The organism is Neptuniibacter pectenicola, from assembly GCF_001597735.1.
Classification (GTDB): Bacteria; Pseudomonadota; Gammaproteobacteria; order Pseudomonadales; family Balneatricaceae; genus Neptuniibacter; species Neptuniibacter pectenicola.
Genome location: NZ_LUTS01000010.1, coordinates 70,323 through 84,892, shown reverse-complemented (window position 1 = coordinate 84,892; position 14,570 = coordinate 70,323). Strand labels below are relative to the sequence as shown.

Sequence of the window (14,570 nt, the reverse complement as noted above, 5' to 3'; positions counted from 1 at the left end):
ATTTTCAAAATTTTTAAATTCGTTTTGCCTGTGACTTATAGGTCAAACAGGGCGGAATAGTCTGTGTCTTTAAAACCTACCTGACGCACGTTCCCTGTATCAATTAACGGTCGTTTTATCATGGCAGGGTGTTCTAGCATCAGCTCAATGGCTGAGCGTTCATTAATACTGTTTTTAATCTCTTCTGGCTGCTGACGCCATGTGGTCCCACGCTTATTAAGCAGGGTTTCCCAACCGAGTTCTGATGCCCAGCGGGTCAGCAGTGCCTTGTCTAATCCATCTTTACGATAATCATGGAAGCGGTAATCAATCTGATTATTGTCCAGCCACTTACGGGCTTTTTTGATCGTATCGCAGTTAGGTATACCGTACATGGTAATCATCGATATGGCCTATTACAGAGTTTCAATGTAGTGGCGGATACGTTGTGCAGCTTCTACACACTCATCAACGGTGGCGACTAAGGCCATGCGCACATAACCCGCTCCGGGTACTTGATTGTTAGCGGTGCGAGACAGGTAGCTGCCAGGCAGTACGGTTACGTTTTGGGAGGCAAAGAGACCTTGCGCAAATTTATCATCAGCGATGGGGGTTTTGACCCAAAGGTAAAAACTGGCCTCGGGGCGCTTAACATCAATCACCGGTGATAAGGTGTTAATGACCGCATCAAACTTATGGCGATATTGATCACGGTTGTCTAGTACGTGGTCTTCATCACTCCACGCTGCAATGGATGCCAGCTGGTGTTGAATCGGCATAGATGAACCATGGTATGTGCGATACGCAAGAAATGGCTCAAGTAAGGCTGCATCACCGGCAATAAAACCAGATCGAAGGCCGGGTAGGTTTGAGCGTTTTGATAGGCTGTGCATGACAACACAGTTTTGATAATCGTTACGGCCCAGTTCAGCGCAGGCTTGTAGTAGCCCAACAGGTGGGCGCTCTTCATTAAGGTAGATCTCTGAATAGCATTCATCTGATGCGATGATAAAGTCATGCTTATCTGACAAGGCAATCAGTTTTTTTAGCGTGTCTAAATCGGTGACGGCACCCGTTGGGTTGCTCGGAGAGCATAAGAATAATAACTGGCAGCGTTCCCATACATCCTCTGGAATAGCGTCGTAATCAGGGATAAAACCGTTCTCTTCTAAACAGTTTAAGTAATAAGGTGTCGCCCCTGCTAAGTATGTAGCGCCTTCGTAGATCTGGTAGAACGGGTTGGGTGATAAAACAAGCGCGTCAGGGCTGCGGTCTATAGCGGCCTGTGTAAAAGCAAAGATCGCCTCACGGGTGCCATTAACCGGTAATACATTGTGTTCTGCACTTAGACTACCCTCGACGAGTGAAAAGCGACGAGTACACCAGTCTGCAATGGCTTGGCGTAATTCAACTAAGCCTTTGGTTGTTGGGTAGTTTGCGAGCTTGTCCATATTGTCATTTAGGCACGCTTGTACAAACGGCGGCGACGGGTGTTTTGGCTCACCAATAGACAGCGCAATATGATCTAGATCAGCCGGAGGAGTCACTTCCGCTTTGAGTGCGGTCAGTTTTTCAAAAGGGTACGGCTGTAATAGGCTGAGGTCGCGATTCATACTGATCCTTGAGTTCCTATGGGACTATATAGATGAAAATAGAAATGCAGAAAATAGGAGGCAAATTATACCTTAACTATCCTGAATCTGCGAATAGACAAGGTGATAAATAAGACAGCGATATCTGTCCCCGAGATCCCTTATTTTCTGTAAGTCTTAATTGTTTTTTGGCGTAAGGAACTTGGATTGATAATGGAGGGGCGATAGTCGGAGTTAGCTCGTCGTTACTTAGTCATAAGTGCGGCTTTTGCTATGGGCTGTTTGGAAAAAATAAGCCTAAGTGTGGGGTGAAATATCAGCATTGCTCCCGGTTAAGGTAGCAATGCTGAGCAGGGGGCGCAGGTCATTTAAGCCGTTGTTTGTGTCGTTACCGCCGCCTTAACCGCCAAAGGGGTTAATGTTTACCATCGATCGCCAACGGAAGGTCCGGTGCGTCATGGTTCTTGAGGCCTAAGTTGGTGCGAACCGATTCGATAATGGTCAGGGTGGCCGGTACAAATAGGAGGATCAAGGCGGTACCGTAAGCGAGACCAAAAACAATAGAGACGGCCATAGGGATTAAGAACTGAGCCTGTAGGGACGTTTCGAATAGAATGGGTGTTAACCCTGCAATCGTTGTTAGTGATGTGAGCAGTACGGCGCGTAAACGCTGACAGGAGGCTTCGATTAAAGCCTCTTGAATCGCGATACCTTTTTTACGTAACTCTTTATAAAACGTGACCAGTACAATGGAGTCGTTGATTACAATACCTGAGAGTCCAAAGAAGCCGAACAGGGATAAGATGGTCATATTCATGCCCATAAAGCCGTGGCCAAGGATCGCCCCCGTGAGGCCTAGCGGGATCGCAAGCATCACGGAGATAGGCCAGCTATACGATGCAAATACCCAAGCTAAGATGATAAAAATCAGAATGAGTGCTAAGGCTAATCCAAGTTTCATATCCGCTAAGGTTTCACGCTGACTTTTGTTTTTACCCTCAAAACTTGCTGACACGCCATGCTGGGCAAGTATCTGCTCAAGCTTGTTTGATTTAAGATCCTCAATGATCTCCCCCGCATTAGCAACGGATTCATCTAGGTCGGCTGTGACATTAATGGAGAGCTGACCATCCACACGGGTTAATGTGTCTAGCCCTTGCTGTGCGCGGAATGTCACGACATTGCTGAGTGGTGTGGTGCCGCCGTCCGGTAGAACAACGGGCAGCTGCTCAATAATGCTAAGACGGTCTCTCTCGGCTTTCGGGAGCTGAATACGGACTTCAATCTCATCTTGATTTTGATAGAAGTTTTGCACCTCTAAGCCATCAAATGCTGCACGCAATTGGCGACCAACCGCATCTAAGGTTAACCCAGCGGCTTTACCTGCAGGCGTGAGTTCGTAGATTAATTGTGATTTACCAAAAGGTAGATCATCGTCGATATTGGTTAATCCCGCATAGCTTTTTAGCAGTGCCTGTAGCTCAAGGGAGGCCTGTTTTATGTTTTGGATGTCGTTACCGGTGAGTTTGACCTCAATCGGTTTTCCAGGGGGCCCGCTTGTGGCGACTTCAATGGTGAATTTTTCAATTCCCGCCGGTACCGTGATGCGTTTTCGCCACTCTTTATTGAAGGCCGATGTGCTTATGGCACGGTTGTCCCCAGGTTGCAGCTCTACTAATAAAGAACCAAACTCATCCCCAGATGTACCCGATGCGGATGTTCTAGAAAACGATGCGCTTCTCAATTGTTGGAACGCGACCTTTATGTTGTCGCCGCCTAAGGCGTTGTCTGTTTCAATTAATGTTAAATCTAAATGATTGATAAATTGGTCGACAATGTCGGAATCGGTGCCCGCACTAAATTGCACATTGGCGGTCATGGTATCGCGTTCCACCGCAGGGAAAAAAGTGAATTTAACGCGACCGCCTATAATGAGAGCGAGGGCGAGAATAAACATGCCCACGGCTACCGCAATGGTTGTCCAGCGAAACTCCACCGCTTTTGTGACGAGCTTTCTAAATGGCCCATCCTTAAATTGGTTAAAACCATTATCAAGCCGCACGCGTAGTTTGGAGGGGCGAAGGTCGGCTATATTTTTAATACTGTGATGCAGGTGGCCCGGCAGAATTAAGAAACACTCCACCAGAGAGGCCATGATGACGCAGATGACGACCGTTGGGATATCGATAAGGATATTACCAATGGTGCCGCCAATCAGTAAGAGAGGCAAAAATGCCGCGACGGTGGTCATTGACGATGCCACAACCGGGGCCAGCATTCGATGGGCGCCACCTATCGCTGCATGGAGGCCGCTCTCGCCCATTTGTACGTGGGTTAGGGTGTCTTCACCTACCACAATGGCGTCATCGACAATAATCCCTAACGCCATAATCAAGCCAAATAAGCTGATCATATTGATACTGCCGCCAATCGCATAAAGTACGGCAAGGGTCGCCATAAATGATACGGGAATACCAATGGTTACCCAGAAAGCAACACGGGCATTCAGGAATAGAAACAGGATACAAATAACAAGAATAAGGCCGCTAATACCATTCTTTAGCAGGAGGTTGATACGCTGTTTGACGGGCTGCCAGCGCTCGTCATAAGTGACCATTTTAATATCATCAGGCAGGGTCGGACGGGTCTTTTCGAGCCAAGTATTGAGAATCTCGGCTGACTTTAATGTGTCTTGGGTTTCGGTACGGCGCAGCTGTAACATAACGGCGGGAGCGCCTTGGTATTGCAATAATACTTGGCTGTCTTTTACCTTAAGTGAGACATCGGCAATATCCCCTAAGCGAATTAAACGTCCCTCATTATCGGTGATGACCGGTAGTTGTCTAAACCCTTCAACATCGCGTTGCTGGTTTAAACTACGGATCTGGCGTGAACCATCGCCTTTCGCTGCGGTACCTGCTGGCAGGTCTAAGCTTCTCAGCTTTATGCTGTTGGCCACTTGCGCCATGGTCATATCAAGTTCATGTAGCTGGGCGGCTGGAAACTCAATGCTGATCTGTTGGTCGGGCAGGCCGGTAAAATCTATTTTATTAATGCCGAGTGCGAGTAACTCTTGCTCAAAACGATGGGCAAAAGTACGTAGTTCTTCTAATGTGCTGTTTTTACTGCTTATGATTAAGCTGGCGATCTGTTCATAGCGGATGATGCGTTGAACAAGGGGTTCCTCAATATCACTCGGTAGTTCATTACGCACACTGTCTATTTTCTGCTTCACTTCGTCGAGCAGGTAATCCACATCAGCGTCTTCATCGACCTCGATGCGAATGGAGGCTGAGCTTTGCTGTGCGGTTGAATACAGGGTATCGATCCCGGTGAGTGATTTTAGCTCCTCCTCAATCGGCAAAATAATTGAACTGGCGATATCTTCAGCGGCCGCACCGCTCCAGATAACTTGGACGGTGATCACATCTAGCTCAAACGAGGGGAAAAATTGAGTGTTAAGCTTTTTGATACCCCATATTCCGGCCAAAATCATCAGTAGCATAAATAGATTGGCTGCTACGCGGTGACTCGCAAATGAGGCCGTTATATTTTGTAAAGCGCCGTCATACTTACTCATCCTTAGGCCCTTTATCATCTACCGCCGCAGAAAATTCTTTGACCCGTAAACCGGTAATGGCATTCGGAAGTTGAGTGATAACGAGACGGTCACCGGTTTTAATCGCGGGGCTAGCAATCAGTACGACGGGCTTGCCGTTAGCGTCAACACTGTCGCCCACGCGGTTCACCTGGAGCGACTCTAAACGTTCATCGACCACTCTATAAATTTTGTTAAGGCCATACAGTGCAGTAGGTGGCACAGGAACAACATCTGCAATGGCGGGTAGGGTAACGTTGATCGCTAAGGAGCGACCTAGGGCGGGTTGGTAAGGTGTATTTTGAATGCTAAAAAAACCATCCACCCCTGCTCTGCCACTATTTACCGCAGCGGCAATACGATCAAGGCGTAGCTCAATGGTTTGGTTGTCGATCTGGCCACTGGCTGAAACCTGTTGTAGCGCATCGTTTTGCCGTAACAAGGGTAAAATTCGATTAGGAATTTGTGCCCGCACTTCTAAACGATCCAAGCTGTAAAACCCAATAACAGGATCACCGGCGCGAACACGATCACCCGGCGATACATTAAGGCTGGAGACTCGGCCATGGAAAGGGGCTTTTATCTGTGTTCGGGCAAGGTCCAGCTTGGCCTGATCTAATAAGCTTGTTGTACGCATAAGTTGCGAATCTAACTGCTGTAGACGGTTTGGGTGGTCGGCTATGGACTGTTCACGTTGGGCAATCGAGAGGGCTTGTTGTTGGTAATCCCGGCGTGCAGCATCAAGTTGTTCTTGGCTGGTTAATTTGCGTTTGATTAGGTTTTCATAACGGCGCACGGTTTTTAAGCGTAGGCTGAGTAAGTTTTTCTCAATGGCCAAGGATTGTAAGTCGGTCTGATGGCGCACCTTTTCGGCTTCAATTTGGGCGATGATGTTATCAACATCTGCTTGGCGCTGTTGGATCAATAGCTGCGCGTCGCTGTCATCAAGTTGAACCAGCAGCTCATCGGGCTGAATGGCGAGCCCTTCATCGGTATAGACGTGTTTAACAAAGGCGGTCACTGCCGCCGTTACATTACTTAAGCGCGGCGATTCGACTTTACCGTAAAGTGTTAAAGAGGGCGGGTGAAGTCCTAGGGCTGCAGGGATGGTGCTGACCGTCCATATTTTTTCTGTTGTAGGACGTGAGGGGGCCTGAGGCTTGGTCATCTTTAAAAACATGAATACCGCAATCGCTACCCCAATGATAACTAAGGGTAAAATCCATTTTAGTGCGGTGCTTTTTTTGGCTGTTACGTCGGTCATATTGTTTTCATACTCAGGCAGTAAGCATTCTAATTATTGTAAACCCTATCTTAGCTGAACCTTTAGTCCTTGGTTATTAATCGTTTCTATCTTTACAAATTTTTACATGGCCCCTTTAATGATAAGTAAAGGTTAGGGTATCAGCTGATCGTGTTTTAGCGCGGTTTCCTGTGTAAAGCTACACTGTAGTCACGTATTATTTCAAATGATTAAGGTTAAAAGGAGGCGGCATGTATACCCGTAGTGTACGTTGTTTAAACGCAACTGGATTCCACAATATGGTATATCACGAATGGGGGCGTCGGGATAATCCCCGTGTTCTTATCTGTGTACATGGCCTAGCCCGTAATAGCCGTGACTTTGACGAGCTTGCCTTAGCTTTATCTCAGGATTATCGTGTAATCTGCCCTGACTTAGTGGGGCGCGGAGAGAGCGATTGGTTACCTGAAGGCCAAGCGTATAATATGCCGCTGTATTTGAATGATATGACAACGCTGTTAGCGCGATTAAACGTAGACAGTGTGGACTGGATCGGAACATCGATGGGTGGGTTAATCGGGATATGTCTCGCTGCGCTTCCGAGCTCACCGATTAAACGCTTAGTGCTGAATGATATAGGGGCTTATGTTCCCGCAGCAGCATTAAAGCGTATATCTGAATACCTAGGAGATAAGCACTTTCACAGTTTATCTGAGGTTGAGCAGTATATGCGTCAAACCTATTTATCATTTAAGCATCTGACCGATGAGCAGTGGCATCATGTGGCAAAGTACGGTTCTCGTCTGCAAGAGAAGGGTACATATGCTTTGCATTATGACCCTGCTATTGCGCAAGCAACCAAAGAGAACAGTACCGAAGCGGTGGATCTATGGCCATTATGGTCAGCGATTCAGGTGCCTCAGTTATTGATTTGGGGGGAGGAGTCAGATGTATTGCTGGAGGATACTGTGCAGGTCATGGCGGAAAACAAGCAATTAACCCTGTTTTCTATCCCTGGTATTGGTCATGTCCCCTCGTTGATGGAGGGTTTTCAGATTGAAAGAGTGCAAACCTGGTTGCAGGAACAGAGCGATAATTAACGTACGCTTATTTTAGTGGAATAGGTAATTAAAGGAGTTTAGATGAGCGTATTGACACGTTGGCCACAAGATCAACTTTGTTTAAGTGATCAGGAGCGAAAGGACGCGGTTGAGGCGGTTGAAAAAGCGTTTGCTTCCACCCTTGAGTCATTAAAAGTCGATATCGGCTTAGTGGATATGTTTGAGGCGATCTATGTACCTTTAGGGGCATGGCTCGCCTGTAAAAAACGACAAAAGAGTGGCCCACTTGTTATCGGAATTAATGGTGCGCAAGGGGCGGGAAAATCAACCCTGTTTAATCTGTTGGAAGTTATCCTTACCGAAGGTTTTAATCTTAAGGTGGTGGGCTTCTCAATTGATGACCTTTATAAAACCTATGATGAGCGGGTCGAACTCTCAGAAACTATCCACCCCCTATTACGGACACGGGGTGTACCGGGTACCCATGATGTTGATTTAGGTATCGAGATTCTCAATTCGTTGAAACACAGCGATGAGCATAGCGTGACCAAGATTCCGGTTTTTGATAAATCCACCGATGACCGTTGTCAGTCCTCCGTTTGGCAAGAGTGGGTTGGGCCTGCGGATGTGATCGTTTTTGAAGGCTGGTGTGTTGGGGCTGACCCGCAAACCGCTGAGGCCTTATTGGAACCGATCAATGAACTCGAACGGGATAAAGACACGACCGGTTTGTGGCGTGATTATGTTAATACGCAATTGTCTGGCGCCTATCAAGAGCTGTTTTCTATGATAGAGGTACTTATCATGTTGAAAGTGCCCAGTATGGATGCGGTATTTGAGTGGCGATCGCTGCAAGAGAAAAAGCTAGCGGAGCGGGTTAAATATATTTATGACACGCAACAGCCGACTGAACATTTACGCATTATGGATGAGGAGCAGATTAAGAGCTTTATTCAGCATTACGAGCGGCTTACACGGCATATGCTTGATGAGATGCCAAATCGTGCGGACATCGCTCTATTCCTGAATAAAAACCATAAGATTTCAGAAATACGCATTAATAGCCCGCTAACGTGCTGCGAAAGCTAATATAACATCGCTTGTATTAATACAGCTTACTGGGCAGTTTAACCGCCTATGACTAAGCCGGTATAAGCACCTTAATGGCAAAAACCCTAGGGTTAATCGGTGCTTAAATAGCCCCCAGCGTGAGGGCTAAATAGGTAGGAAGGTCATGGATGCCGCACCTTGGACCACTCGGTTAATTGTGCGGCTGGTTTTATCAGAAATGATATCGGCCATCAGGTCTTGAATGCCGATGAGCTTGCCCAGAATACGCTCATAGCTGTAATTACTTATCCCGTCTGACGAGATGCCATTGCTTAAGATGTAAAGCTGTCCTTCTGAATCTTTGCGGTTGTTAAGGTGCCAAGCGATAGATTCAAGATTACGCGCCGCGTTATACAGCTTTTGCTGGTCCAGATCATCAAGAATAAAGACCTCTTGCTTACCATCGTAGGCTGCATTTAGCATCCCGGTAATACCCGCCATTAACGCAAATACTCGGTCGCCTTGGTATTCATCAGAAAACGCTAGGGGTACCGCGTCAACCCCATCGGAATAGCCAAGCTCAGCAAACCCATTAGGTAGACGTTCTGCGGGGAAGAGCTGATCTAAACGGGTATTAATTGTCATACCGCTAACTTTTTTCAGCTCTTTCGGATTGCGTTTATAGAGCTTAATGGTGAGTTCACGGGTGAGTTGACGCCACTCTCTAATATTCACGTCAGCAACCATATCTATATCGGACTTGGCTAGGTTTTTGACTTCGAATGGCTTAGCGTTTTTATCTAAACAACCGGTGAGTAAAACTAATGAAGCGATAACCAAAATAAAACGCATAATTTCCCTTAATGATGCGTGACAGGTACAAGAGCAACTATATAGGTAATGTTGAACACGGTACAAGTGATCAAAGGTGGTGTATATGAACATCGGTATAACGATTTAATACACAAGCTTCCACCTGCATTAGAAAATATCCTTTAACCGGCCACAGCACAAGAGATCACTCTTATTTGCAACCTCTCTTAGTGCTATAGTTCGCCTTATTTTTAGCGAATATTGGCATGAGCCTGAGAGATATTTATGAAAGCAAAAGGTGATCTCACCACGACCCGTCGAGAATATATAGCCGCGCCTCTCAGTGAAGATGGGCTCAACAGTGATCCGCTGGCTCAGTTCACTGATTGGATGGATACCGCACTTTCCGTCACCCCTGATGATGCAACCTCCATGACGTTAGCCACCGCTAGTGCATCGGGCATGCCGTCAGCACGTATTGTATTACTGAAGCATTTTGGTGAAGCGGGGTTTGCATGGTACACCGATTACCGTAGCCAAAAAGGTGCTGATTTAGCGGAAAATCCACAAGCTGAGTTGATGTTTTACTGGTACGGCTTAGAGCGGCAGGTGCGTATTCAGGGCCGAGTAGAAAAGTTAACACAGGCCCAAGGTGAAAAGTATTTTAATGAACGCCCACTGGGCAGCCGATTGAGTGCTGCTGCGTCCTGCCAAAGCCACCCGGTTGATAGTCGAGAAAGCTTAGAGTTAGCGGTGCAGCGGTTAGAAGAACAACATGCGGATGGTGCGATTCCTCACCCTGAAACATGGGGTGGTTATATCTTAAAGCCAACCCGTTTTGAGTTTTGGCAGGGACGCGAAAACCGATTACATGATCGCTTTCAATTTAACCTGACCGATAAGGGTTGGCAGGTCCAGAGGTTACAGCCATGAGTCAAGAGACAGATGAAACCCTCGTTCGGGTTGAGCCTGATACTACGCCCGAGGCGTGTGTTATCTGGTTGCATGGATTAGGTGCAGATGGTTTCGATTTTAAGCCAATCATCCCTTATCTACAGCTACCTAAAACCAGCGCCGTACGCTTTTTGTTTCCCCATGCTGAAGTCATGCCCGTGACCGTTAATGGCGGAGCACCTATGCCCGCGTGGTACGATATTTTGGAAATGAATGTGGGGCGTAAAGTAGATAAACCCGCGCTGATCGCATCCAGCGAGAGGATTAAGCGACTGATTGATGAACAGGTCGCTGAAGGTATCCCTGCGGATAAGATTATTTTGGCCGGTTTTTCCCAAGGCGGTGCTGTTGCGTATCATACCGCATTGACCTATCCCGAGCCTTTAGCTGGATTGATTGCCTTATCGACTTATATGGCGACCGCCGACGAGATAAAAGAACAGCGCCCATCAGCTGCGCATGCACTTCCTATTTGGGTAGGGCATGGGACCAAAGATGATGTTGTCCAGCTCACGCTGGGAGAGCAGGCGATGGTTGCTTTAAATGAGATGAATCTAAGTGCTTCGTGGACCACGTACCCGATGGGCCATGAAGTCATTATGGAAGAGATCGAAGCCTTAGGTTGTTGGATGACACAGCAGCTGGCGCTTTAATACCGGAGAGAATATGAAAATTTCTAAAGATAAAGTTGTCACGTTTCACTACGCTTTAGTCAATGCAGAAGGCGAAGTACTGGATGGCTCTCGTGGCGCTGAGCCGCTGCCCTATTTACATGGGCATAACAACATTGTGCCAGGTTTAGAGCGTGCAATGGATGGGCATGTTGTCGGTGATAAGTTTAAGGTTAATGTGTCTCCTAGCGAAGGGTATGGGCTGCGCGACGAGGATAAAGTATCCTTAGTTGAACGTGCATCGTTTGCTGATTTTGCCGCACTAGACGTCGGAATGATGTATCAGATGGAAGATGAGAACGGTGATACACAGCTGGTGTCGATTACTCAAATTGATGACAACGACGTCACCGTCGATGCAAACCATCCATTTGCCGGCCTTGAATTAAATTTCGATGTTGAAATTATGGATATACGAGAAGCGACTGAAGACGAGCTATCAGCTGGACGTATTGAGCTGTAAGCCTGAGTCGTTAACGCTTTGAATATAGATTTAAAGCGCGCCTTTTTATCCCGTAAAAGTTGGAAATTATTATGCGTTTACTTTTAGCTTTGCTGATACCTTGGTTACAGTTTTTTACGATAGGTCGACCGATTGCCGGTATTATCTGTCTAATTTTGCAGATAACACTTGTCGGTTGGATCCCCGCTGCCATTTGGTCAGTGTACGCATTAAGCCAGTATAAAACCGACCAGAAAATCAAAGATGCGCTAAGCAAATAGCATCATTCTAGTGGTTTACTACCTCAACTAAGCCGTTTAATAGACGGCTTTTTTATGTCTTTATTTTACTTTTTCCTGCCATTCCAAATCTCCTATTTGAACTTTTAACCATTCAAACCCGATCTTTTTCGCCACGGCTGCAGCGCCATCTAAGCTTTTAAACTCCCGCTCTTTTTTAGAGCGTTGAAGTTCAAGTGTAAACACCTCCTCATGTTTAGTAACAAATTTGAGTGTCCAACCCCGTGCCATAGAGATGGGAATTGCTTGGCACGAATCAAATACGCCGGCTTTAAAAAGAAGTCTTATTTCTTTCTCTTGCATAGTCAAAATCCTTAAAAAAGTTGTCTTTATATAGATATGATCATTATAAATTAGATATTGATTATTGGCAATTTATAGGCCGATTTTTATCTTATGTAAGTTATTGAAAAATATAGATTAAATATAAATTTAAAAGGTTTTTTTAAAGCAGAAGGCAGTCGGTCTAACTTGTTGAAAAATAAGGATATTATATTTTAATTTATCTTGAGAAATTTTAATCTAATATCCACTTTGTTTGATTTTAATTTGTTTTTGTTTTGTCGTTATCTATTTTTGATGATTTTCTAGTGTGTGCTGATGGTTTTAAGGTTTGATCCTGTTATTTGATGCCTACGTTGGGAGGTATTGAGTACCTGTTCACCAGGTAGGAGGGGCACTGTACGTCGACGCCATAGGAGGTAACGCGATCCGTGAAAGGGCCAATAAGTTGAACTAGATCAATAAAAAATAGGGACCCTAAGGATCAGGGGGCTATTTCTTGAGCTGCATCAATATTTGCTAATGTGTTAAGGGGTAGTCTGTCTCCAGAACGACAATAAATGACGGAAAAATTGTGGGGGTGTCGTAATGATTGATATTTATAGTATGGAAGTGTTGGTTCCTAGCTTGGTTATGATTGGTGCAATGAGCGCAGCTATGATTTGGGGCTTTTTTAAAGTTCGCGGCTTGATGAATGAAGATAAAAAGAAGTAGCAGCTAGATTTCGCTGTTGAGGTTGTTGTCACCTTCCTTTTATTAGCCAGTGATATCATTTTGCGAAAACCGAAAAAGATCACGTATGTGGTCTTTTTCGGTTTTTGTCGTTTGCTAATCCCGTTCCTGCTTATTAAACCTTAGGCTAAATCGTATTTATAGCGGGCTTATATTGTGTACACTTATATTCATAAGCTTGCATATGCGTTAGGCCTTATCTGTAGGCAGACTTGTCGTAAGTAATAGGTTGTTGTAACGCTGTAGGCTTACAAAGCGACATGATAAGTCCTTTCTAAATTAGACTTCCTTAAAGAGCCGTGACTGTGTAATGAGTGATTGGCTTTTGTGTTTTTAATGTAAAGAAGGAGACGATGGTGAATGACAATAGAGAGAGGGGCTTTTATAAAGTCCGTTATGGTAAACGTTGGATTGCTGCGTATTGGTGTGGTGAACTCTGGGGCTTACCTGATGAGATGAAACCTGGTGAAGAGGGGTGGGAGGCCGTACTTGATCAAAAACCGGATGAAGTCGGTGAATTTATTCCTATGCCGCTGACCATGAGCAGTTGATCAACCTTTGGGTCGATGGATACTCTGTCGGCCCCAAACCCCTCGCTTGTTCGCTGTGTGATTCCCCTGCATTTTTCTCGTTAATCAGCACAGCCTTCTTTTACTGCTTGACCGCTTTTAGAATAATAAATTTCTTATTGCTTGCGACGGTTGTGCAGTTACCAAATATTTTTTTCAGCGAAATGTGGTAACCCAAATGACGGTTACCGATCACCCAAAGCTCACCCGCCTGTTTTAATACCCCATAAGATTCCCGGAACATCTGTTGAGCAATAAAATCCCCAACCACATTGTTTTGATGGAAGGGGGGATTGTTAAGCACGAGATCATAGCTGCTTTTGGCAAACCCTTGTAAACAATCAGTTGCGGTAAAGCGTGCTTTGCGTTCATCACCAAAGGCACGGGTGAAGTTGATCTTCGCCGAGTCCACCGCCATAAATGATTCATCGACAAAGCTAAGGCTGGCGCTAGGATTTTTATCCGCGGCAATTAACCCTACGAGCCCGTTGCCGCAGCCTAAATCGATAATGTTTTCATATCCATCAGAGCGAGGAAGGTGTTGGAGGAAAAAACGAGTCCCTATATCTAAGCTATCACGGGAGAAAACCGCTGCATGATTACTAATTTGATAATGGGTATTTTCTAACGGATAGGTAGATGGGTAGGGGGAGTCCGTCAGCGTGGTAGCGGTATCAACCTCGGAAAAAATTAAACGCGCTTTTTTCTGAGCTAACGATGTTGTGGTAGGCCCAATGATTTTCTCAAAAAGTTTTAAGGTTGAAGTATGAATCGATTTAGCCATCGCGCCTGCAACCACAATGCTGTTTGGTTTTAGCAGCGGTTTTAATCTAATCAGTTGATCTTCGAGCATGGCCAAGCTTTTGGGGACTTTAATGAGAACAACATCAAACGGCTGTTCCGGATAATCAAGACTGGTATGGAGTGTTACCTCCTCCGGATTGATCTGGTTATCGGTCAGATTTGCCTTAATACCTGCATGGGCTAACCAAGAGTCACTGATTAATTCGGGTTTAAAAGGGGTGAGTGAGATTGTTAGCGCACCAAACTGATCATTTAGAATAAGTACGTTAGCCTGTGGATTGATGAGCTTGTTTTCACTGAGGTGTTGGAGGATGTATTCATCTGCCGCATCCCAGGCCCTTAGTTGCTCTCTTTTTCTTCGAGGAAAGCGGGCTAATTGAAACTCTCCGAAGGCGTTACGCAGTATGTCCATCTTGTTCCATCGACTCAGTATGGTAAAGGAACGGGATTTTAACACAGGGCGAAAAATAAATGCCGACTC

General features: G+C 45.7%; 15 protein-coding genes. 8 read left to right on the top strand and 7 right to left on the bottom strand.

Going from position 1 to position 14,570, the window contains the following annotated elements:
* Positions 1-35: 35 nt before the first annotated feature.
* From A3773_RS13420 to A3773_RS13405, 4 genes are all read right to left on the bottom strand, one after another.
* Complete coding sequence (locus A3773_RS13420; RefSeq protein WP_067986881.1) at positions 36-383, bottom strand: ArsC family reductase; 348 nt, start codon at positions 381-383, stop codon at positions 36-38.
* Between the two features lie 12 nt (positions 384-395).
* Positions 396-1,592 (bottom strand): succinyldiaminopimelate transaminase, encoded by a 1,197-nt coding sequence (dapC, locus tag A3773_RS13415; RefSeq protein WP_067986879.1) that lies wholly within the window; start codon positions 1,590-1,592, stop codon positions 396-398.
* A 394-nt stretch (positions 1,593-1,986) separates the two neighbouring features.
* Positions 1,987-5,151 (bottom strand): efflux RND transporter permease subunit, encoded by a 3,165-nt coding sequence (locus tag A3773_RS13410; RefSeq protein ID WP_075109573.1) that lies wholly within the window; start codon positions 5,149-5,151, stop codon positions 1,987-1,989.
* Positions 5,144-6,433, bottom strand: coding sequence for an efflux RND transporter periplasmic adaptor subunit (locus A3773_RS13405; RefSeq protein ID WP_067986878.1), 1,290 nt, complete (start codon positions 6,431-6,433; stop codon positions 5,144-5,146). Before A3773_RS13405 ends, A3773_RS13410 begins: the two co-directional genes overlap by 8 nt.
* Positions 6,434-6,663: 230 nt before the next feature.
* Here A3773_RS13405 and A3773_RS13400 point away from each other — a divergent pair, with 230 nt between their 5' ends.
* Both A3773_RS13400 and A3773_RS13395 read left to right on the top strand, forming a co-directional pair.
* Positions 6,664-7,512 (top strand): alpha/beta fold hydrolase, encoded by an 849-nt coding sequence (locus tag A3773_RS13400; RefSeq protein WP_067986876.1) that lies wholly within the window; start codon positions 6,664-6,666, stop codon positions 7,510-7,512.
* Between the two features lie 42 nt (positions 7,513-7,554).
* Positions 7,555-8,562 (top strand): hypothetical protein, encoded by a 1,008-nt coding sequence (locus A3773_RS13395; protein WP_067986873.1) that lies wholly within the window; start codon positions 7,555-7,557, stop codon positions 8,560-8,562.
* Positions 8,563-8,688: 126 nt separating this feature from the next.
* Here A3773_RS13395 and A3773_RS13390 read toward each other — a convergent pair whose 3' ends face one another.
* On the bottom strand, positions 8,689-9,375 hold the full coding sequence (locus tag A3773_RS13390) for a hypothetical protein (protein WP_075109572.1): 687 nt from the start codon (positions 9,373-9,375) through the stop codon (positions 8,689-8,691).
* Positions 9,376-9,621: 246 nt separating this feature from the next.
* Between A3773_RS13390 and pdxH the strand changes: the two genes are divergently transcribed.
* From pdxH to A3773_RS13370, 4 genes are all read left to right on the top strand, one after another.
* Positions 9,622-10,269, top strand: a complete 648-nt coding sequence (gene pdxH, locus A3773_RS13385; RefSeq protein WP_067986870.1) for a pyridoxamine 5'-phosphate oxidase — start codon at positions 9,622-9,624, stop codon at positions 10,267-10,269.
* Positions 10,266-10,943, top strand: a complete 678-nt coding sequence (locus A3773_RS13380; protein ID WP_067986868.1) for an alpha/beta hydrolase — start codon at positions 10,266-10,268, stop codon at positions 10,941-10,943. Before pdxH ends, A3773_RS13380 begins: the two co-directional genes overlap by 4 nt.
* 13 nt (positions 10,944-10,956) lie before the next feature.
* Positions 10,957-11,424: an FKBP-type peptidyl-prolyl cis-trans isomerase gene (locus A3773_RS13375; protein ID WP_067986866.1), complete on the top strand. Its 468-nt coding sequence runs from the start codon at positions 10,957-10,959 to the stop codon at positions 11,422-11,424.
* A 71-nt stretch (positions 11,425-11,495) separates the two neighbouring features.
* Entirely contained in the window at positions 11,496-11,684 is a 189-nt protein-coding gene (locus tag A3773_RS13370; protein WP_067986864.1) for a YqaE/Pmp3 family membrane protein, read from the top strand.
* Positions 11,685-11,744: 60 nt separating this feature from the next.
* Here A3773_RS13370 and A3773_RS13365 read toward each other — a convergent pair whose 3' ends face one another.
* The gene (locus tag A3773_RS13365) at positions 11,745-12,005 is read right to left on the bottom strand and encodes a hypothetical protein (protein WP_067865815.1); all 261 of its coding nucleotides are present in this window, start codon (positions 12,003-12,005) and stop codon (positions 11,745-11,747) included.
* A gap of 567 nt (positions 12,006-12,572) precedes the next feature.
* On the opposite strand from A3773_RS13365, the gene A3773_RS18585 reads away from it, so the two are divergent.
* Both A3773_RS18585 and A3773_RS13360 read left to right on the top strand, forming a co-directional pair.
* On the top strand, positions 12,573-12,698 hold the full coding sequence (locus tag A3773_RS18585; protein ID WP_269454504.1) for a hypothetical protein: 126 nt from the start codon (positions 12,573-12,575) through the stop codon (positions 12,696-12,698).
* Between the two features lie 371 nt (positions 12,699-13,069).
* Complete coding sequence (locus A3773_RS13360) at positions 13,070-13,267, top strand: hypothetical protein (RefSeq protein ID WP_067986862.1); 198 nt, start codon at positions 13,070-13,072, stop codon at positions 13,265-13,267.
* Positions 13,268-13,367: 100 nt separating this feature from the next.
* Here A3773_RS13360 and A3773_RS13355 read toward each other — a convergent pair whose 3' ends face one another.
* Positions 13,368-14,501 (bottom strand): methyltransferase, encoded by a 1,134-nt coding sequence (locus tag A3773_RS13355; RefSeq protein WP_067986860.1) that lies wholly within the window; start codon positions 14,499-14,501, stop codon positions 13,368-13,370.
* Positions 14,502-14,570: the final 69 nt, after the last annotated feature.

Coding starts and splice junctions, on each gene's coding strand:
- A3773_RS13375 (WP_067986866.1), top strand. CDS start 10,957: ATGAAAATTTCTAAAGATAAAGTTGTCACGTTTCACTACGCTTTAGTC.
- A3773_RS18585 (WP_269454504.1), top strand. CDS start 12,573: ATGATTGATATTTATAGTATGGAAGTGTTGGTTCCTAGCTTGGTTATG.
- A3773_RS13370 (WP_067986864.1), top strand. CDS start 11,496: ATGCGTTTACTTTTAGCTTTGCTGATACCTTGGTTACAGTTTTTTACG.
- pdxH (WP_067986870.1), top strand. CDS start 9,622: ATGAAAGCAAAAGGTGATCTCACCACGACCCGTCGAGAATATATAGCC.
- A3773_RS13400 (WP_067986876.1), top strand. CDS start 6,664: ATGTATACCCGTAGTGTACGTTGTTTAAACGCAACTGGATTCCACAAT.
- A3773_RS13390 (WP_075109572.1), bottom strand. CDS start 9,375: ATGCGTTTTATTTTGGTTATCGCTTCATTAGTTTTACTCACCGGTTGT.
- A3773_RS13355 (WP_067986860.1), bottom strand. CDS start 14,501: ATGGACATACTGCGTAACGCCTTCGGAGAGTTTCAATTAGCCCGCTTT.
- A3773_RS13360 (WP_067986862.1), top strand. CDS start 13,070: ATGGTGAATGACAATAGAGAGAGGGGCTTTTATAAAGTCCGTTATGGT.
- A3773_RS13395 (WP_067986873.1), top strand. CDS start 7,555: ATGAGCGTATTGACACGTTGGCCACAAGATCAACTTTGTTTAAGTGAT.
- A3773_RS13405 (WP_067986878.1), bottom strand. CDS start 6,433: ATGACCGACGTAACAGCCAAAAAAAGCACCGCACTAAAATGGATTTTA.
- A3773_RS13410 (WP_075109573.1), bottom strand. CDS start 5,151: ATGAGTAAGTATGACGGCGCTTTACAAAATATAACGGCCTCATTTGCG.
- A3773_RS13420 (WP_067986881.1), bottom strand. CDS start 383: ATGATTACCATGTACGGTATACCTAACTGCGATACGATCAAAAAAGCC.
- A3773_RS13380 (WP_067986868.1), top strand. CDS start 10,266: ATGAGTCAAGAGACAGATGAAACCCTCGTTCGGGTTGAGCCTGATACT.
- dapC (WP_067986879.1), bottom strand. CDS start 1,592: ATGAATCGCGACCTCAGCCTATTACAGCCGTACCCTTTTGAAAAACTG.
- A3773_RS13365 (WP_067865815.1), bottom strand. CDS start 12,005: ATGCAAGAGAAAGAAATAAGACTTCTTTTTAAAGCCGGCGTATTTGAT.